A 19,746-nucleotide genomic window follows, 5' to 3' on the forward strand; every position below is an offset into this window, starting at 1 on the left:
ATTATTTATAAGAGGTTGGGTTTTTTGCAACAGTAATCCTTGGTGATAACAGCATCAAAAAAGACCTCCTTGGATATTGCCCTTTATCCTTCCCAAGTGCCTATAAGCAAGTTCGGTAACCTCCCTACCTCTTGGAGTCCTCATGATAAATCCTTGTTGAATCAAGAAAGGTTCATAAACTTCCTCTATGGTTTCTGCACTTTCAGAGACCGCGGTAGCCAAAGTTGTAATCCCCACAGGACCTCCTTTAAACTTGTCTATAATGGTCGTCAATATCTTGTTGTCCATTTCATCCAAACCATGGGCATCAACATTTAAAGCCTTCAGTCCAAACTGTGAGATTTCAATATCGATCTTTCCATTCCCTTTTATTTGGGCAAAGTCCCTTACCCTTCTTAACAAGGCATTGCATATTCTGGGGGTACCCCTACTTCTACCGGCTATTTCAATGGCGGCCTGTTGTGTAATCGGAGTCTTTAAAATCTCAGCGCTACGTTCCACTATGGTAGATAGCAGTTCCGTGGAATAATATTGTAATCTGCTCTGAATGCCAAAACGCGCCCTCATAGGAGCAGTTAACAAACCAGAACGGGTTGTGGCCCCAATCAAAGTAAAGGGGTTTAAATTAATCTGCACCGATCGGGCATTGGGACCCGATTCTATCATTATGTCTATCTTATAATCCTCCATGGCAGAATATAAATATTCCTCCACTACCGGACTCAATCGGTGTATCTCATCAATGAACAAAACATCCCTTTCGTCCAGGTTGGTGAGTAGGCCGGCCAAATCCCCTGGTTTGTCCAGCACAGGACCCGAAGTCATTTTGATACCAACCCCCAATTCATTGGCCAGGATGTGGGCCAAAGTAGTCTTACCAAGACCTGGAGGACCATGGAACAAGGTGTGGTCTAGGGCTTCACCCCTTAAATTAGCTGCCTGAACAAATATTTTTAGGTTTTCCAATACTTGTTCCTGCCCGGTAAAATCGTCAAAGGAAATGGGGCGCAACGCCCTTTCTATATCGAATTCCTCGTTAGAAAAATTACTGGCTGTAGGATCTAGGTTCTCATTCATACTCCAACAAAGATAATGGAAATTGGAATAGTTTTTCCATCAAACCATTTTAAGGACATGGACATTCCTTCCTTTTAATTGTGATTCACTTTTTTTTGTTCAATAGAACAAGAATCCTAAATAAATTTACCTGTACCAAGACTTGAAGTATTGAACGGGAAACCCCCATAGTAAAGGGAGCCAAATTGGACTTGGCCAATATACACGCCCACAGCCATTGAAATACTGGTTTTACTAAAAAAATAATGTAAATTCATATTATGATAAAGACAACATTTCCACCCAGTATTCTGCAGTATATACCGTTCTTTTTTGTTATGTGGTCCGATGATCTTTTGACCATTTCAGAGATTGCCGTTGTAAAAAAGATAATCGACGAGGACCAAAACCTTTCCGAAAAAGACAGAAAAACATTAAACGCTTGGCTCAACACCGCACAGCCACCTTTGGATACGGAAATAAAATCTTGGCAAAGGGCCATTTCCAATTCTGGCATCAAATTGGTGGAAGGAGACAACCACCCCTTAACTTCTTTTAGCAAGAAATTAATATCACAAAATGGTTCGGAGCATATATTCAATGAGAATCTATCGGCCATTGAAATAAACCTAGGGATACAGCCCAATCATTACCATCATTTGTTCGAGGTGGAGGTGGTACAAGAAAAAACGTCCCATTTCTACGACCCTGCTGAAATAGACCAAATCCTAAAAGGTACTTACCACAGGGAAATAGATAAATTTAGGGGCATCCTAAGTAAATCCATTTTTTCTTGGGAAATAATAAAGAACAAGGAGGAGTTTAGAGAGAAGGTACTTACCCAAGTGCAGTATTTGGCCGAGGCAGGATATGGTGCCATGGCCTACCCGGATGCCTACGGAGGAACTGGAAATATGTCTTTATACGCCACCATTTTTGAAAACCTGATGTACGTAGACGGCAGCCTCACTGTAAAGTTTGGGGTTCAATTTGGGCTTTTTGGGGGTAGTATTCAGAAGTTGGGAACAAAAAAGCACCATGACCGTTATTTGACCGCTGTTGGGAAAGCCGAATTACTTGGATGTTTTGCCATGACCGAAACTGGGCATGGATCCAACGTAAGGGGCATAAAGACAACCGCTACCTACAACAAGGAACAGGACAATATTACCATCCATACCCCAGGAAAGAACGACAACAAGGAATATATAGGAAACGCACTGCACGGTACAATGGCCTCAGTATTTGCCCAACTCATCGTTGATGGAAAAAATCATGGGGTACATGCTATTTTAGTGCCTTTAAGGGACAGTGAAAATCGGCTTATGCCAGGCGTGCGCATTGAGGACAATGGCTACAAATTAGGGCTCAACGGTGTAGACAATGGCAAAATATGGTTCGACCAAGTTAAGGTACCACGGGAAAACCTATTGAATAAATATGGGGACATAAAACCTGATGGTACGTATTATTCCGACATAAAAAATCCAAATAAACGCTTTTTCACCATGCTCGGCACCCTGGTCGGTGGACGAATTTGCGTGGCCAAAGGGGCATTAAGCGGAGCAAAGATGGCCCTAGCCATTGCCGTGAAATACGCACTACAAAGAAGGCAATTCAATGATAACCTGAAAATCCAAGAGGATTTGATCATGGATTACCCTTCGCACCAACTAAGGCTTACCCCCGCCATTGCCAAATCTTATGTATACCAGGTAACATTGGATTCTATGATGAGCATCTATAGTGATGACAGCATAACGGACAAACGAAAAATAGAGACCCAGGTAGCTGGCTTGAAGGCAATAATAACATGGTTCGCCAACGAAACCATACAGGAATGTCGTGAAGCTTGTGGAGGAAAGGGTTACCTTTTAGAAAATAGAATTGCCGACCTAAAGGCCGATGTGGATATATTTACCACCTTTGAAGGCGACAACACCGTGCTATTGCAATTGGCCGCCAAAGGAATTATGTCCGACTTCAACACTGAATTCAACAGCGCAGGATTTTCGGCTGTATTTAAACTGTTAGGCACCCAAATAAGCGATAAGTTGGTCACCATAAATCCTATATATGCCAATAAGGTAGATAAGGAGCATTTATACAACCCTAAGTTCCATCAACATGCCTTCGACTACAGAACAAGAAGGTTAACCTATTCGGCGGCTATGCGCATTAGGAACTATATCAAGAAAGGGATCCCTACCTATCAGGCCTTCTTAAAAGTACAAACCCATTTAATAGCCTTGGGAAAAGCCTACAGTTGTGAACTGGCCTACAATACCTATTTAGAATTTACAGCAACAATTGAAGACAAGAAAAACCAGCAACTCTTTGAAAAACTTGGATGCCTCTTTGCCTTGTCCGAAATTAGGGAAGATGCCTCATGGTATTTGGAACAGGGTTATTTGGGAGGTACCAAATCCAAAGCCATACGACAGCGTGTGGAGCGTTTAAGCACCGAGTTTAGACCACATATTGAAGTTCTGGTAGATGGTTTTGGCATTCCGGATCATTGTTTAACTGCGCCAATTAGTCGTTAATTCTTGCGCCGATAAAGCTCTGAAGTATCCAGGAATTCCAATAGATTAATTTTGCTGTCACCAAATACATAGGTTTTGGACGACCCTTTGGAATTAAGGTCCACAGTGGACGTTGACAAGACTTCTGCAGAAGAGCTGCCTTCCAAATTTGCCTGGACCGAATTGGCTTCCAATCTTTTTGCCTTAAGGTCGGAATTATCCAGTAAATGAAATTGAAATATATCGGTAAAACCTTCCAAATCGGCCTTGGCATTTCGTTGCATATCCAAAACCGTACTTTCCATAACCCCAAACAATCTTAAATCCGATTTCTCGGCCAGGCGAATATTTAAGGTATCACTGTCTACCTTAAAATTGCCTCTACTATTATCGTTCATTGTAATTTCCATGGCATCGGCATCCACATCTATTTCCACTCTCGCCGAACCCCTAGTATTCACCTCTAGGAACTCGGTAGAAAACCTATTCTTAATCACAATATTTCCCTCATTGGCATTGATTAGGAACAATTCATTAAAATTGACGGTAATGTTGAGCTTCTTCTTGGAAGTTACCCTATAATAGGAACTAACGATAAGCGTTTCATTCTCCACCTTAAATTTTAGAATATCGATTAAATTATCGTCCGCTTCTATAATATATTCCCCGCTGGTGGCAGCCTGAAGGTTGATATCAAGATCATCATCTAATTGAATGGCATTAAAAGGTGCCAGGGACTCCCTCACCTCTATCACATTTCTATTGCCCTTAATTTTGGGTTTGCGTTGGGAATAGACCATACAACCAACCAATAAGGTTATAAATAAAAGTATGTGTCTCACTTCTAATGATTTATAATACATAATAGGTCTTTATCTAAAAAATCTGCGATATCCCTTGAAATTGGATCTTCACAAATTTGCAATTATTTCATATGGTGCACAACCCTTAAAGGTTCCTTAAATTACACATATGTAAATGGAAGGTACAAAAAAAGTCCATCTTAGGGATGGACTTTTAAAATTTGTTGTTTTTCTATCTTTAATGCTGTAGCTCCTCCTCGCCCTCGTAAAGCGGCATAGTTTGAGGTACATAATCCTGTCCTGGAATTATATATTCCCCATTATCATCGGTTTTGCTATAATCATATGGCCACCTGTGTACTTCAGGAATTGCTCCAGGCCAGTTACCGTGGATATGTTCTACTGGTGTAGTCCACTCCAAGCTGGTAGATTTCCATGGATTCTGAACGGCCTTATTTCCGTAGAAGATACTTCTAATAAAATTGAAGGCAAATATTAATTGAGCTCCGGCAGCAATAAGGGCAAACACCGTCATTAAAACCTGGATATCGGTTAAGTCATCAAACATTGGAAAAGCTGTATTCTCGTAATACCTACGAGGTACACCGGCCATACCAACAAAATGCATCGGGAAGAAAACTCCATAAGAACAGACGGCCGTGATCCAAAAATGCACGTAACCCAAGTTCTTATTCATCATTTTACCGAACATTTTAGGGAACCAATGATAAACACCTGCAAACAGTCCGTATAATGCCGATATACCCATTACCAAGTGGAAGTGGGCCACAACAAAGTACGTATCGTGCACATTAATGTCCAAGGTACTATCACCAAGAATAATTCCAGTTAATCCACCGGAAATAAAGGTGGAAACCATTCCTATAGAAAATAGCATTCCAGGGTTTAACTGAAGGTTACCTTTCCACAAGGTAGTTATCCAGTTAAAGGCCTTTACCGCAGATGGAATTGCAATCAATAATGTTGTAAATGTAAACACGGAACCTAAGAAAGGATTCATTCCGGAAATAAACATATGGTGACCCCATACAATTGTGGACAAGAATGCAATTGCCAAAATGGAGGCGATCATTGCCCTATATCCAAAAATAGGTTTACGGGAGTTTACCGCCATAATTTCCGATACCATACCCATTGCAGGCAAGATAACGATATACACCTCTGGGTGTCCTAAAAACCAGAATAAATGCTCATACAATACCGGAGAACCACCTTGATAATGTAATACCTCCCCTTGGATAAAAATATCCGACAAGAAGAAGGAAGTCCCAAAGCTTCTATCCATTATCAAAAGCAGGGCAGCTGATAATAACACTGGGAAAGAAATCACACCTATAATAGCGGTTACGAAAAATGCCCATATAGTAAGAGGAAGTCTGGTCATAGACATTCCCTTGGTCCTAAGATTAATTACGGTAACAATATAGTTCAATGACCCCAATAAGGAAGATGCTATAAATATTGCCATAGCTACCAACCAAAGTGTCATACCCATACCGGAACCAGGTTGCGCCATTGGGAGTGCACTAAGTGGTGGGTATACCGTCCATCCAGCTGCAGCAGGTCCAGCTTCAACAAAAAGCGAAATAACCATAATTACACTGGATACAAAGAACAACCAGTACGAAACCATGTTCAAGAACCCTGAAGCCATATCCCTAGCCCCAATTTGAAGTGGAATCAACAAGTTACTGAAGGTACCACTTAAACCTGCCGTTAAAACAAAGAATACCATGATAGTACCGTGAATGGTTACCAATGCCAAATAAACATCTGCATCCATTACCCCTCCAGGTGCCCATTTGCCCAAGATGGCTTCAAAAATAGGGAAAGCTTCCCCTGGCCATGCCAACTGCATTCTAAACAACAGTGACATCATAATACCTATGAATCCCATTATTAGTCCAGTAATTAAATACTGCTTGGAAATCATTTTATGATCTTGACTAAAAATATACTTCGTCACAAAGGTTTCTTTGTGATGATGTCCGTGGTCATCTGAATGGTCTTCTACGTGTGCGTGAGCTGTTACAGACATAGTTCTATTTTTAAATTTTTTATAAAGTTATTATTTAAGACTAAAATTATTGTGCGGAAGCCATTGACTTTCCAAAAGTCTGCTGACTTGCTATCCAAGCATTATATTCCTCCTCAGTTTCAACAATAATTTTCATTTGCATATTGTAATGGGATTTCCCACATATCTTGTTACATAATAGAATGTAATCAAATTCCCAAGGATCTGTATTATCCATTCCTTTAGCAGCCTTTTCAGCCCTGATTCCATTTACACGTTTTACCTTATCCACAACATCAGGATTTTGTCTCATTTCCGCAGTGGTAATGGTAGGGGTAAAGGAGAATTGCGTGATCATTCCAGGTACACAGTTCATCTGAGCCCTAAAATGAGGCATATAAGCAGAATGCAACACATCTTGCGAACGCATTTTAAAATTAACCTTGCGCCCTACTGGCAAATGCAATTCCTTAACAATAATATCATCGGCCGCATTTGGATCTGCGTTGTCCAACCCAAGAATATTGGCATTGTCAATATCTATCATTCTAACGTTAGCATCACCCAAAACATTATCATTACCCGCATATCTTGCCGTCCAGTTAAACTGTTGGGCATATAGCTCGATAGTCAAAGGATCGTCCTCATCATTGATATCCATAATATTGGTCCACGCATATAAACCCCACAAAATTAAGCCTGCCAATACTATTACAGGAATAATGGTCCATATGAACTCCAAACGGTCGTTATCGGCATAGAACAAAGCCTTTCTTTCCCTATCTCCCCTATACTTGTATGCGAAGTAGTGCAATAGAAACTGGGTCAAAGTTTGTACTATAAAAATAATAACAAAAGACAACGCCATCAAAGAATCGTAACCACCACCATGCTCGGAAGCAGCTTCGGGCAAAAGCACTTTAGAATATTTCCAGAAGCTGAAGATGGTAATTCCATAAAGGAAAATCAAAAAAGCGAACATCAAATACCCATTGTATTTATTATCCGTTTCACTGGCTACTTGGGAATTGCTAGCTCTAATTTGTGACAATTCGAATATCTTGGTCATTTGCCAGATTGCAATTGCCACTAATACTAAAACAACTATGGTCAATAATGGAGTCATCGTATGATTTGAAATTATACTTATATACTAAATACTAATAATGAAAATGCTTACTCTCTTCTATAAACGGATTGCGCTTTGGCTGCAACGGAGCCTTGGTCAATGCCCTGAATACAAAAAAGATAAACAATCCTGCAAAGAACAAAATAGACCCAATCTCAGGGATACCGATGAACCACTGATCCCCAACGGTAGCTGGCATTATGGCGTTAAAAATATCCAAATAGTGTCCGGCCAAAATTACTATCCCGGTCATGATAACAAACCAGTTAACCCTTTTAAAATCGCTGTTCATAAGCAGAAGTACCGGGAACAAAAAGTTCATAGCCACCATTCCGAAAAATGGTAAGTTGAAATCCGCTATCCTAGTAACATAATAGGTTACCTCTTCAGGAATATTGGAATACCAAATCAACATAAATTGAGAGAACCATAAATACGTCCAGAAAATACTGATACCGAACATAAATTTAGCTAAATCGTGAATATGGCTATCGTTAACATCTGGCAAATACCCCCTAGATTTAAGATAAATTGTTACCATTGCAATTACGGTAATACCGGATACAAACATACTTGCAAAGATATACCATCCGAACAAGGTGCTAAACCAATGAGGGTCCACGCTCATGATCCAATCCCAAGACATCATGGACTCAGATATTAAGTAGAAAACCAAAAATGCCGCAGAAATCCTAAAGTTCAGTTTAAAATTAGAGTCAACGCTGGATTCATCCTGGGCCAAGGACAACTTACGGGAATACTCCCTATAAAGGATCCAACCTCCCAAGAAGACTGCCGCTCTTATCAAAAAGAATGTTCCATTAAGGAAACCTGCTTTCCCCTGCAATAATTTGTCATGCGCAACCACTTCTGGATCCATCCACACGAACAAATGATTCATATGGGCTACGGACAAGGCCAATATTACAAATACAATGATACCACCTGGCACCAAATAAGCTGTAATGCCTTCCATTACCCTAAAAAGCAATGGTGACCAACCAGCTTGTGCTGCACGCTGAATAGCGTAAAAAGCCAATACTCCCAAAGCTATCATGAAAAAGAAAAAAGCTGCTACATATAATGCTGCCCATGGTTTGTTCTGTAATTGGTGCAATAAATGTTCATCATGAGACGCATCATGTGCCTCACCATGTCCCATCTCATCACCATGACCTTCCGTAACCGCATGGGCATCCCCATGACCGTCTCCGTGTCCGGCAACAATTGCCTTTGCCTCTTCTACAGTGCTTGGTGCAGCCATAAAACCGATACCAATTCCCAAAACGCCCACAGCCATTAAAATGAAGGAAGCAATTTTTAATCTATTTGAAAAAGTGTACATATTGCTAATATCTAGGTCTTATTTTGTTAAATCTTGTTTCAATTTCATTACGTATTCAGCAACCTTCCAACGCTCTTCAGTATCCAATTGCCCTGCATAGGATCCCATAGAATTCAATCCGTAGTAGATGGCGTGATATGAAGTTCCAACTGTTATGTTCCTGGCTACATCAGCATAGCTGGGAACACCCAATATCTTTTCCCTTTTTACCAAATTACCTTGTCCGTCTCCTTTGTCACCGTGACAAATTGCGCAATAAATAGTATATAGTTCCTTACCTACTGCAAGATTGGCCTCCTGGCTTAAAGAATCCAACGGACTTGGATTAAGTCTTGCCAATTCCTTTCCTTCCATGGTATTTTCAATTCCGTAAGGTATCCATCCCCTTGCTATGGTATTTTCGGCCGGAAGTCCAGCTTCCATCCCATCTGGAAGAAAATCCACTTTCTGGTAGGTCTCATAACCTACGGACTCATACATATTGGGCATGTATTGATAGTTTCTGCTATTTGTGTTTGCACAAGAAGCAACTAATAATACCAAACCAAACAAGACTCCTATTTTGCTAAAACTGTTCATAATATCTATGACTACTTTTCTGTAATATTAATTTCGACTGCTCCCGTATCCATCAACAAATCCTTCAATTCCTGCTCGTTGTCATGAATTTCGATTTCCATTAAAAAATGATCATCCGTTGTTCTTACATCAGGATTTTCAGCTTCTTTAAATGGCCATAACCTACTTCTAAGGTAAAAAGTAATTACCATTAAATGCGCCGCGAAAAATACCGTTAATTCGAACATGATAGGCACAAAAGCAGGCATATTCTCCAAATAGCTAAAACTAGGCTTACCACCAATATCCTGCGGCCAATCCTGGATCATAATGTAATTCATCATTACAATTGCCACTGTAAGACCAACACAACCATACATAAAGGACGTTATTGCAATCCTAGTTGGAGCAAGTCCCATTGCCTTGTCCAAACCATGCACAGGAAAAGGACAATAAACTTCTTCAATATGATGCTTTGCCGCTTTTACCTTTTTAACAGCATGCATTAGCACATCGTCATCATTATAAAAAGCATGTATAACTTTCGACGCCATAATTATTTCTTATTATTTAAAATCTTTGCTTGTCCTGCCCAATCGTCTCTTTGCGCCCTACCAGGGAACGATTCCGTAATGGAATCCAACAAATCATACTCTTTATCTGTCATACGCCCAACTTGTGCGAATGTGTATATTCCAATTTGATTCAAGGTGGCTTCCATTTGAGGACCAATTCCCTTAATCTTCTTAAGGTCATCCGCTGTCTCCTTGGTAGGATCAAATGTACCTATAGTACCCAAAAGTTCAGAAACACCTACTTTATCACCAGCCTTTGGAACAACTTCCCCCATCAACACATCATCAGTGATAGGTTCTTTTTCCTTTACAACTGTTTTACTTTTGGATATCTCATACAAAGGCTTTCCTGCGTCCCTCAATTTCTTATACTTCTCCCCTGAGGATTTCAATATAGACTTCACCTCTGCCTGTGCAATAACCGGGAATGTCCTGGCGTACAACAAGAATAGTACAAAAAAGAATCCTATGGTTCCGATGAATATTCCTATATCCACAAATGTTGGGGAGAACATGGTCCATGAAGACGGAAGGTAATCCCTGTGCAATGAAGTTACGATAATAACAAAACGCTCAAACCACATTCCTATGTTTACCACAATAGAGATAAAGAAAGAGAACATAATACTGGTCCTTAGTTTTTTGAACCACATAAATTGCGGAGAGAACACGTTACAGGTCATCATTGCCCAATAAGCCCACCAGTAAGGACCGGTAGCCCTGTTCAAGAATGCATACTGCTCGTACTCAACACCGGAGTACCAAGCCATAAACAACTCGGTGATATAAGCACAACCTACAATGGAACCGGTCAACATAATTACTATGTTCATCAATTCTATATGCTGTACGGTAATATAAGCCTCTAAATGACATACTTTTCTCATGATGATCAACAAGGTGTTCACCATGGCAAAACCAGAGAAAATGGCCCCAGCAACGAAGTACGGAGGAAAGATAGTGGTATGCCATCCAGGTATTACCGATGTGGCAAAGTCAAAAGATACAATGGTATGTACTGAAAGTACCAAAGGTGTGGCCAAACCTGCCAATACCAAGGAAACTTCCTCAAAACGCTGCCAATCCTTGGCGCGACCTGTCCATCCAAAACTTATTAAGCTGTATATCTTCTTTTGGAACGGCCTCACCGCCCTATCACGTATCATCGCAAAATCAGGTAACAATCCTGTCCACCAGAATACCAAGGATACCGAAAGGTAGGTTGAGATAGCAAATACGTCCCAAAGCAATGGTGAATTAAAGTTCACCCATAGCGATCCAAATTGGTTGGGGATAGGCAATACCCAATATGCCAACCAAGGACGACCCATGTGGATAATAGGGAACAATCCTGCCTGAACAACCGAGAAAATGGTCATCGCCTCCGCAGAACGGTTAATAGCCATTCTCCATTTCTGCCTAAACAGCAATAGTACCGCAGAGATCAAGGTTCCAGCGTGACCAATACCTACCCACCAAACGAAGTTGGTAATATCCCAGGCCCAGCCTACTGTTTTATTTAATCCCCAAGTACCGATACCTGTAGATACCGTGTAAATTATACAGCCAACACCCCATAGGAATGCCGCTAATGCAATGGAAAATACAATCCACCAATGCTTATTGGCCTTCCCTTCAACCGGAGCTGCAATGTCCACGGTTACATCGTGGTATCCTTTATCTCCAAGAACTAAGGGTTTTCGTATAGGTGCTTCGTAATGCGACGCCATAATTTAATATATAGTTACGTTCCTTTAATTTGATTAAGCTTCGTTAGTATTCCTCACTTTCACGTGATAAAAGACATTTGGTTTGGTCCCAATATGCTCCAACAAGTGATACATGCGGTTACTTTCCTTTAATTTTACAATTTCACTCTCGGCATCATTTACATCCCCAAACTTCATAGCACCATTACTACATGCTGCAGAACAGGCGGTTTGAAACTCACCATCCTTAACAACACGGCCATCCCGTTTGGCATCCAAAATTGTCTTCTGAGTCTTCTGGATACACATAGAACATTTTTCCATAACACCCCTAGACCTAACGGTAACATCTGGATTAATCACCATTTTACCAAGATCATTGTTCATGTGGTAATCAAACTCATCGTTTTCATTATACAAGAACCAGTTGAATCGTCTTACTTTATATGGACAGTTGTTGGCACAGTATCTAGTTCCAACACATCTGTTATAAGCCATATGGTTTTGACCTTGACGTCCGTGTGAAGTTGCCGCAACAGGACAAACCGTTTCACATGGCGCATGGTTACAATGCTGACACATTACAGGTTGGAATGCCACCTGAGGATTGGTTGATGGATCTTCCATTTCACCAAATCCACCCAAGGACCCCTTGTCCCCGAACAGGCCATCAAATTCTTCTTTCTTGGTATCATCCTGCGCAAATGTCTCTTCCGAAGAGTAATACCTATCGATACGCAACCAGTGCATATCCCTAGATTTTCTAACTTCGGCCTTTCCTACTACAGGTACATTATTTTCTGCATGACATGCTATAACACAAGCCCCACAACCGGTACAGGCATTCAAGTCTATGGACAGGTTAAAATGATGTCCTATAGATCTGTCAAAACTATCCCACAAGTCTACCGTAGTAGCAGGAACTTCCTGATGATCCAATGACACTACAGGAACAACATTCCATTCCTTGGCGTCTTTTGTATTAAATATCTCTAAGGTAGTTTCCTTTATAATATCTCCCCTACCCATTAAAGTCTTATGTAACTGAACACAGGCAAACTCGTGCATGCCCGCAGACTTCTCAATACTTACCGACTGAACGTTGGAGAAATCCTTATACAAAGCATAGGCATTCACACCTGTCTGCATTTCACTTTTCATTCCTACGGTTTTCCCGTATCCAAAAGAAAGTCCCAAAGAACCAGGAGCCTGACCAGGCTGAATTATCACAGGAACACCATCAACAGCAACACCATCCACCGTAAGTTTTACGTAACTACCGTTTAAACCACCATCTGCCACATTTTCATTGACCAAGCCCAATTTCTCCGCGTCAGCTTTGGAAACGGTTACATAGTTATCCCAAGAAACTCTGGTAATAGGATCAGGGAATTCTTGCAACCAAGGGTTACTTGCCTGCTGTCCGTCACCCATCCCAACTTTGGAATATAAGGTAAGTTCCATACCATCTGCAGAAGCACCGGATAAACTTCTTAAAGCTGAAGCCAAAGGAACCTCTGCTACCGCTTCTACCTCTTCCGTTGCAACTGGAGCAACAGCCGCAGCAACAACCTCATCCGCTACCGGAGCAGCAGCAAAAACACCATCGTGCAATGCCTGACTCCAGTCACTACCCGCCAATATTCCAGCGCTCCAAGTTTCTTTTATATAATCGTAATAAGTTTTATCACTATCCAACCATTTCAACATAGCAGTCTGCACCTGCCTAGTATCGAACAACTCCTTTATGGTAGGTTGCATAAGGCTATAATGCCCTTTCTTCAATTGGGCATCGCCCCAAGATTCCAAATAATGGTTTGAAGCTCCAACGTACTGCACCAATTCCGTTGTCTCATTTCTATTGGTGGAGAAGGCAACCGTTAAATCAACATTCTTGATTCCTTCCGCAAAATCGGCCGCATTTGGCAATGAGTATGCCGGGTTGACCCCATCCATAATCAAAGCTCCCACTTTGCCAGCCTTTATATCAGACAACAAGGCATTAACCGCCTTAACATTACCCTGTCTTACATATTTGGGGGCTGCAGCATCAAACGCCTTACTTCCCAACATTTCATTAATGGCCAAAACAACCGCTTGGGCATTAACATCTTCCAATCCGGTAACAACAACCGCATTTGATTTATTCTTAAGCACCTGGGCGGCTACTGCATCCAAGGCAGCTTTCGCACTTTCCGGAAGATTACCTCCACCGGCAGTACCATTAAGTTTTCCGTAGAAATAGGCCAAGGCCACTTTCTGCTCGGATGGGGTCAAAGGAACCCTTTTATCAGCATTGGCACCGGTCAAGGACATATTGGCCTCGAACTGCACATGCTTGGACATTTTTCCATTTTTAGGAACCCTGCCCTTTGAATATCCGTTATCATACCCTCCACCTTGCCAGTCCCCTAGGAAATCGGCACCGAAGGAAACAATGATCTCGGCATTCTCAAAATTGTAATCTGCCAACGCCCTTTCACCATATTTGGCTTCAAAGGCAGAAAGCGCAGCATCCTCGGAGATGGCATCATAAGTAACATGATCCACATTTCCGTATACCTCCTTGAATTCGGCAATCAATCTAGAAGTAGATGGACTAGCGTATGTTTGCGATAATATCGCGATTTTTTTAGTCGAATTTTTTAAGGATCCCAGTTTAGACTTTACCGCCGCATCCAAATCGCTCCATGCAATAGGCTCCCCGTTAAAGGTAGGCCCCTGCAAACGCGTACTATCATACAATGACAGAACGGATGCCTGAACACGTGCATTGGCACTACCGCCAATTTTCGCATCGGTATTATTTTCAATCTTAATAGGCCTACCCTCGCGGGTTTTTACCAAAATACTGGCAAAATCAAAACCATTCGCAATGGTAGTGGCATAAAAATTGGCCACCCCGGGAATAATATTGTCTGGTTTCACCACATAAGGAATAGATTTGGTCACCGGACCCTCACATGCTGCCAATGAAGCCGCAGCCGTACTAAATCCGACGTACTTAAGAAAATCCCTTCTGTTGGTCGAAGATGCCGCCAATGTTTCTTTATCACCCAAGAAATCATCTACAGGAATCTCTTGAACAAATTCATTTTGTCTTAGCGTCTCAACAATGGAATCGTTGGGGTTTAATTCCGCCTCGCTTTTCCAGTATTTTTTGTTTGATGACATATTATATATCTGAAATTATCTTCTAGTTAGTTTGATTAATAGTGACACTTACCACATTCCAATCCACCCATCTGAGCGGCCGTAAGTTTATCTACCCCATATTTTTGGGAAAGCTCAGCATGAATCTTTTCGTAATACTCATTACCCTCCACCTTAACATTTGTTTCCCGGTGACAGTTTATACACCACCCCATGGTCAACGGAGAATACTGATACATAATTTCCATCTCCTCTACCGGACCATGACAAGTCTGACACTCTATTCCCGCAACCGAAACGTGCTGGGAGTGATTGAAGTAAGCAAAGTCGGGAAGATTATGGATTCTCACCCATTCTACCGGCTTGGATTCTCCAGTATATTTTTGATTTTCCTCATCCCATCCTACTGCCTTGTACAATTTCTTGATCTCACCAGTATAGAACTCATTGGTATACCCATTTGCCAAATCTTCCTGACTTGGACCTTCTGGATTGCCTTTGTATTCGTAAATGGACTTATGACAGTTCATACATACATTTAAAGATGGTATGCCGGAAGTTTTGGAAACCCTGGCCGAAGAGTGGCAATATTTACATTCTATGGCATTATCGCCAGCGTGAATTTTATGGGAATAGTGAATAGGTTGAATCGGGGCATATCCCTGATCTACACCCACCTGCATCATCCAACTATACGCAAAATAAGCGGCGCTCAACAAAAGAAAAATAGAAAACACAAGAACCAAAAACTGATTTTGGGCAAAAGCCTTCCAAATCGGCAACCTTTTTTCTGCCAATTCCTTTTCCAAAACCACTCCGTTGGCTTCAGCAATACGTCTTAAGGTTTTGTTCACCAAAACCAACATCATCACCAACAAGGCAAAGACCAAGGCCAGCGCACCTAATATTATTTCATTGGAGATACCAGAGGAATCCCCACCCCCTTGCGCACCTTCGGCAACCGCAACGGGAGCTGCAGCCACTACAGGAGGAGCATCGGTGTAAGCCAGGATATCATCAATATCTTGATTGGACAATAAGGGGAAAGGTGTCATTGCCGCCTGATTGTACTCATTGTAAATTTTCAAGGCATCGGCATCCCCGGCTTTAATCATTGCAGGACTGTTCTTTATCCACTGATAAAGCCACTCCTTGTCATACTTTTCGGTGACCCCAGCCAAGGCCGGACCGGTCATCTTCTTGTTCAAAGCGTGACACGCGGCACAATTTTGATTAAACAGCTGTTTACCCTTAGCAGCATCACCTTCACCCGATGAGGCCACAGCAGATTCTTGAGCAAGAAGGGAATTTGAAAGCAGTAATACTACTACCAGACTGACACCTAAAACTTTAGAAATTAGATTGCGGTATGGAACCTTTTTCATATTAAAAATATTTCTATCGAAAGTTTGGCATGATATTTATACATTACAATAACAAATAGATTGACCATGCTCAAATTGATGGCAAAAATACGCATTAGACTTTATTTGGGAAATGTTAAGGTATTGATAATTTATAATTTATACCAATTCTAAATAAAAATAAAATCTTTTGATTGATTCTGAATAATTTACATTTGTAGTGTCTAAATTTCATAACAAAAATACCCTATGAAAACCATTTCTTTTACCCTTATTTTAGCCTGTTCCGTATTTTATTGTCATGGACAACAGGGCAACATCAACATTCAGCAAGATGAAAAAATTACAAACCTACTGGGAATCTACAAATCTGTAAACGAAAATAGCAGCCATTACAGAATTCAGGTTGGATTTGGCTCCTTTCAGGAAGCCGAAACCTTGAAGGCCAACGTAGATAAGGATTTCCCCGATTGGCCAACTAAAATAGATTTTGAATCCCCCAGCTATAGGGTTAGGATAGGACGCTTTAAGACCCAATTGGAAGGGGAGCGAAAACTTATAGAGGTACGGCAAAAATATCCCAGTGCCATGCTCTTAAAACCAGAAAAAGCGACCAATTAGGTCGCTTTTTCTTTTATATTTTACTCCTTATATAAGGAATATCCGGCTATTTCAATTTCTTCTTAACAGCCACTTCCTGGAATGCTTCCACGATATCCAACTCCTGAATATCATTATAATTTTTGACCTGCAATCCACAGTCATAACCTTTGGAAACCTCTTTAACATCATCCTTAAACCTCTTCAACGAAGAAAGTTCTCCAGTGTAGATAACTACACCATCCCTGATCAATCTAATGCTTGAGTTTCTAAAGATCTTACCACTGGTCACCATACAACCTGCAATGGTACCCACTTTGGATATTTTAAAGGTTTCACGTATTTCCGCTGTTCCTGTAATCTCTTCTTTCATCTCAGGAGACAACATACCTTCCATGGCATCTTTAAGATCATTGATGGCGTCATAAATAATAGAGTACATTCTAATATCTATTTCTTCTTTTTCCGCCACCTGTCTGGCATTGCCCATTGGTCTCACATTAAATCCAATGATAACCGCATCCGAAGCAGAGGCCAACAATACGTCAGATTCCGTAATAGGACCTACCGCCTTATGGATAATATTGACCTGTATTTCATCTGTAGACAATTTCTGGAACGAATCCGTCAAGGCTTCTACAGAACCATCCACATCCCCTTTAAGGATTATGTTCAATTCTTTAAAGTCACCCAAGGCTATACGTCTTCCAATCTCATCCAAAGTAATATGTCTCTGTGTCCTCACCGATTGCTCACGCAATAATTGAGATCGCTTGGTAGCAATTTGCCTGGCTTCACGTTCATCTTCCAGAACGTTGAACTTATCCCCTGCCTGTGGAGCCCCATCCAATCCCAATATGGATATTGGTCTTGACGGCCCAACTTCCTTAATACTATTGCCACGCTCGTCGTGCATAGCCTTTACCTTACCACTGCAAGTTCCAGCCAAGACGTAATCACCTATTTTCAAAGTACCCGCCTGAACAAGTATAGTTGATACATATCCTCTACCCTTATCCAAAAAGGCTTCCACTACGGTACCTGAAGCCAACTTATTAGGATTGGCCTTCAGTTCTAGAAGTTCAGCTTCCAAAAGTACTTTTTCCAACAATTCCTTAACTCCAAGCCCTGTTTTGGCCGAAATATCATGGGACTGTATCTTACCACCCCAATCTTCCACCAATAGGTTCATTTGTGCCAGACCATCCTTAATCTTTTCAGGATTGGCAGTAGGCTTATCTATTTTGTTGATCGCAAATATTATAGGAACTCCGGCCGCTTGCGCATGGCTTATGGCTTCCTTGGTCTGTGGCATAATATCATCATCCGCCGCAACCACAATAATTGCTATATCCGTAACCTGGGCCCCACGTGCACGCATTGCTGTAAATGCCTCGTGACCAGGAGTATCCAAGAAGGATATCATTTGACCATTTTCCAAGGTTACCCCATAAGCACCAATGTGCTGGGTTATTCCTCCACTCTCCCCGGCAATAACATTCTCCTTTCTTATGTAATCCAATAAGGAAGTCTTACCGTGATCCACATGCCCCATTACAGTAACAATAGGAGCTCTTGGTTTCAAATCTTCCGGAGCATCCTCCTCCTCAACAATACTCTCTTCCAAGTCCGCGGTTACAAATTCTACCTCATAACCAAATTCATCGGCTACAATGGACAAAGTCTCTGCATCCAGACGCTGGTTCATGGTTACCATGATTCCAAGGGACATACATGCAGATATAATCTTAGTCGTAGGCACATCCATCATCGTAGCCACCTCACTGGCGGTCACGAATTCGGTTACCTTCAATATTTTACTTTCCAGTTCTTGCTGCTCAAGATCTTTCTCTGTCTGTTGACGGTGCTGATCCCGCTTATCCCGTCTATACTTGGCACCTTTTCCTTTTTTGGACTTCCCTTGAAGTTTCTCCAAGGTCTCCCTTACCTGTTTTTGTACATCTTCCTCAGTAGGCTCTACCTTGGCATTGGATACAAAACGCTGACCAGGAGCCCGCCTTACAACAGGACCTCTTCCTTTTGCCGCTGGCGGCCTACTAGTAGAGTCTGTTCCTGGTTTGGAAACTATACGCTTCCTTCTTTTTTTCCTATCGGACGTATCCCCAGTCTTTGGAGCTTCTTTTTTCTTTTTGGGCTTTTCAAATTTTGTGAGGTCTATTTTGTCCCCCATAATTTTTGGCCCGCTTAGTTTTTGATATTTGGTGGCGATAACCTCATTTTCCGCAGATGCATCCTGTTCAGCAGGAGCCTCATCCTTCTTCTCTTCCTTCACCGCCTTAACCTCTTCAGGCTTTGCAGCTTCCTGTTTTGGAGCTACTTCTTCCTTCTTGGCCTCAGTAGTTTCCTCTTTTTTCGGAACTTCCACTTTAGGCTCTTCCTTGGCTACTACTTCTGGAGATTTTTCCTTTACTGGTTCCGGAGCTTTTTCAGGTGCTTTTTCAGGAACCACCTCTTCCGATTTAGCGGGTTCGGCAGGAGCTGGTTTTTTGCCTGCATCCAAATCTATCTTTCCTACAGTTTTTGGACCTGCAAGTTCCACTCGACCTTTGATAATATTATCTTTCTCAGCCCTCTTTTCCCTTGCCAGCTTCTTCTCTTCCTGCTCTTGCTCTAGCTGTAATCGTATAGCTTCCTTTTCCTTCCTCTTTTCTTCACCCACCTCTTTGGACGCAACTTTCTTGCTCATGTCCGTTTGGAACTCGTCCAATAGAACTTGATATACCTCATTGGATATTTTAGTGGTAGGCCGTGCATCTATATCGTGCCCTTTGGACCCGAGATAGTCTACCGCACGGTCCAATGAAATATTAAGTTCTCTTAGGACTTTATTAAGCCTTATCGTTGCATTATCCGCCATAAAAAAAAATTCC

At 41.5% G+C, this 19,746-nt stretch carries 13 protein-coding genes; 2 read left to right on the forward strand and 11 right to left on the reverse strand.

Annotated elements, in window-relative coordinates:
- Positions 1 to 54: 54 nt before the first annotated feature.
- A complete protein-coding gene (gene ruvB / locus BUA60_RS14320) occupies positions 55 to 1,077 on the reverse strand; it encodes a Holliday junction branch migration DNA helicase RuvB (protein WP_072862830.1) in 1,023 nt (340 codons plus the stop codon).
- 260 nt (positions 1,078 to 1,337) lie between these two features.
- On the opposite strand from ruvB, the gene BUA60_RS14325 reads away from it, so the two are divergent.
- Positions 1,338 to 3,602, forward strand: a complete 2,265-nt coding sequence (locus BUA60_RS14325) for an acyl-CoA dehydrogenase family protein (RefSeq protein WP_084532610.1) — start codon at positions 1,338 to 1,340, stop codon at positions 3,600 to 3,602.
- Here BUA60_RS14325 and BUA60_RS14330 read toward each other — a convergent pair.
- From BUA60_RS14330 to BUA60_RS14370, 9 genes are all read right to left on the reverse strand, one after another.
- Entirely contained in the window at positions 3,599 to 4,423 is an 825-nt protein-coding gene (locus tag BUA60_RS14330) for a GIN domain-containing protein (RefSeq protein ID WP_178347005.1), read from the reverse strand. The genes BUA60_RS14325 and BUA60_RS14330 overlap by 4 nt on opposite strands.
- Before the next feature lie 199 nt (positions 4,424 to 4,622).
- Positions 4,623 to 6,443, reverse strand: a complete 1,821-nt coding sequence (locus BUA60_RS14335) for a cytochrome c oxidase subunit I (RefSeq protein WP_072862834.1) — start codon at positions 6,441 to 6,443, stop codon at positions 4,623 to 4,625.
- A gap of 46 nt (positions 6,444 to 6,489) precedes the next feature.
- Positions 6,490 to 7,548 (reverse strand): cytochrome c oxidase subunit II, encoded by a 1,059-nt coding sequence (locus BUA60_RS14340; protein ID WP_072862835.1) that lies wholly within the window; start codon positions 7,546 to 7,548, stop codon positions 6,490 to 6,492.
- A gap of 34 nt (positions 7,549 to 7,582) precedes the next feature.
- Entirely contained in the window at positions 7,583 to 8,896 is a 1,314-nt protein-coding gene (locus BUA60_RS14345; protein ID WP_072862837.1) for a quinol:cytochrome C oxidoreductase, read from the reverse strand.
- 18 nt (positions 8,897 to 8,914) lie between these two features.
- Entirely contained in the window at positions 8,915 to 9,475 is a 561-nt protein-coding gene (locus BUA60_RS14350; protein WP_072862839.1) for a c-type cytochrome, read from the reverse strand.
- Positions 9,476 to 9,486: 11 nt separating this feature from the next.
- Positions 9,487 to 10,008 (reverse strand): DUF3341 domain-containing protein, encoded by a 522-nt coding sequence (locus BUA60_RS14355; RefSeq protein WP_031442390.1) that lies wholly within the window; start codon positions 10,006 to 10,008, stop codon positions 9,487 to 9,489.
- Between the two features lie 2 nt (positions 10,009 to 10,010).
- Positions 10,011 to 11,759, reverse strand: coding sequence for an NrfD/PsrC family molybdoenzyme membrane anchor subunit (nrfD, locus tag BUA60_RS14360; protein WP_072862841.1), 1,749 nt, complete (start codon positions 11,757 to 11,759; stop codon positions 10,011 to 10,013).
- 33 nt (positions 11,760 to 11,792) lie between these two features.
- Positions 11,793 to 14,912 (reverse strand): TAT-variant-translocated molybdopterin oxidoreductase, encoded by a 3,120-nt coding sequence (locus BUA60_RS14365; RefSeq protein WP_072862843.1) that lies wholly within the window; start codon positions 14,910 to 14,912, stop codon positions 11,793 to 11,795.
- Between the two features lie 35 nt (positions 14,913 to 14,947).
- Positions 14,948 to 16,276 carry a c-type cytochrome gene (locus tag BUA60_RS14370; RefSeq protein WP_072862845.1) on the reverse strand — a complete coding sequence of 443 codons (1,329 nt, stop codon included), beginning with the start codon at positions 16,274 to 16,276 and terminating at the stop codon, positions 14,948 to 14,950.
- A 228-nt stretch (positions 16,277 to 16,504) separates the two neighbouring features.
- Between BUA60_RS14370 and BUA60_RS14375 the strand changes: the two genes are divergently transcribed.
- Positions 16,505 to 16,876: an SPOR domain-containing protein gene (locus BUA60_RS14375; RefSeq protein ID WP_072862846.1), complete on the forward strand. Its 372-nt coding sequence runs from the start codon at positions 16,505 to 16,507 to the stop codon at positions 16,874 to 16,876.
- A gap of 46 nt (positions 16,877 to 16,922) precedes the next feature.
- On the opposite strand, the gene infB is transcribed toward BUA60_RS14375, so the two are convergent.
- A complete protein-coding gene (infB, locus tag BUA60_RS14380) occupies positions 16,923 to 19,733 on the reverse strand; it encodes a translation initiation factor IF-2 (RefSeq protein WP_072862848.1) in 2,811 nt (936 codons plus the stop codon).
- Between the last annotated feature and the right edge of the window lie 13 nt (positions 19,734 to 19,746).

Origin of the sequence: Arenibacter palladensis (assembly GCF_900129275.1) — a bacterium.
In the GTDB taxonomy this organism is placed as follows: Bacteria; Bacteroidota; Bacteroidia; order Flavobacteriales; family Flavobacteriaceae; genus Arenibacter; species Arenibacter palladensis.

Coding starts and splice junctions, on each gene's coding strand:
- BUA60_RS14370 (WP_072862845.1), bottom strand. CDS start 16,276: ATGAAAAAGGTTCCATACCGCAATCTAATTTCTAAAGTTTTAGGTGTC.
- BUA60_RS14340 (WP_072862835.1), bottom strand. CDS start 7,548: ATGACTCCATTATTGACCATAGTTGTTTTAGTATTAGTGGCAATTGCA.
- nrfD (WP_072862841.1), bottom strand. CDS start 11,759: ATGGCGTCGCATTACGAAGCACCTATACGAAAACCCTTAGTTCTTGGA.
- BUA60_RS14335 (WP_072862834.1), bottom strand. CDS start 6,443: ATGTCTGTAACAGCTCACGCACACGTAGAAGACCATTCAGATGACCAC.
- infB (WP_072862848.1), bottom strand. CDS start 19,733: ATGGCGGATAATGCAACGATAAGGCTTAATAAAGTCCTAAGAGAACTT.
- BUA60_RS14355 (WP_031442390.1), bottom strand. CDS start 10,008: ATGGCGTCGAAAGTTATACATGCTTTTTATAATGATGACGATGTGCTA.
- BUA60_RS14325 (WP_084532610.1), top strand. CDS start 1,338: ATGATAAAGACAACATTTCCACCCAGTATTCTGCAGTATATACCGTTC.
- BUA60_RS14375 (WP_072862846.1), top strand. CDS start 16,505: ATGAAAACCATTTCTTTTACCCTTATTTTAGCCTGTTCCGTATTTTAT.
- BUA60_RS14350 (WP_072862839.1), bottom strand. CDS start 9,475: ATGAACAGTTTTAGCAAAATAGGAGTCTTGTTTGGTTTGGTATTATTA.
- BUA60_RS14345 (WP_072862837.1), bottom strand. CDS start 8,896: ATGTACACTTTTTCAAATAGATTAAAAATTGCTTCCTTCATTTTAATG.
- BUA60_RS14365 (WP_072862843.1), bottom strand. CDS start 14,912: ATGTCATCAAACAAAAAATACTGGAAAAGCGAGGCGGAATTAAACCCC.
- ruvB (WP_072862830.1), bottom strand. CDS start 1,077: ATGAATGAGAACCTAGATCCTACAGCCAGTAATTTTTCTAACGAGGAA.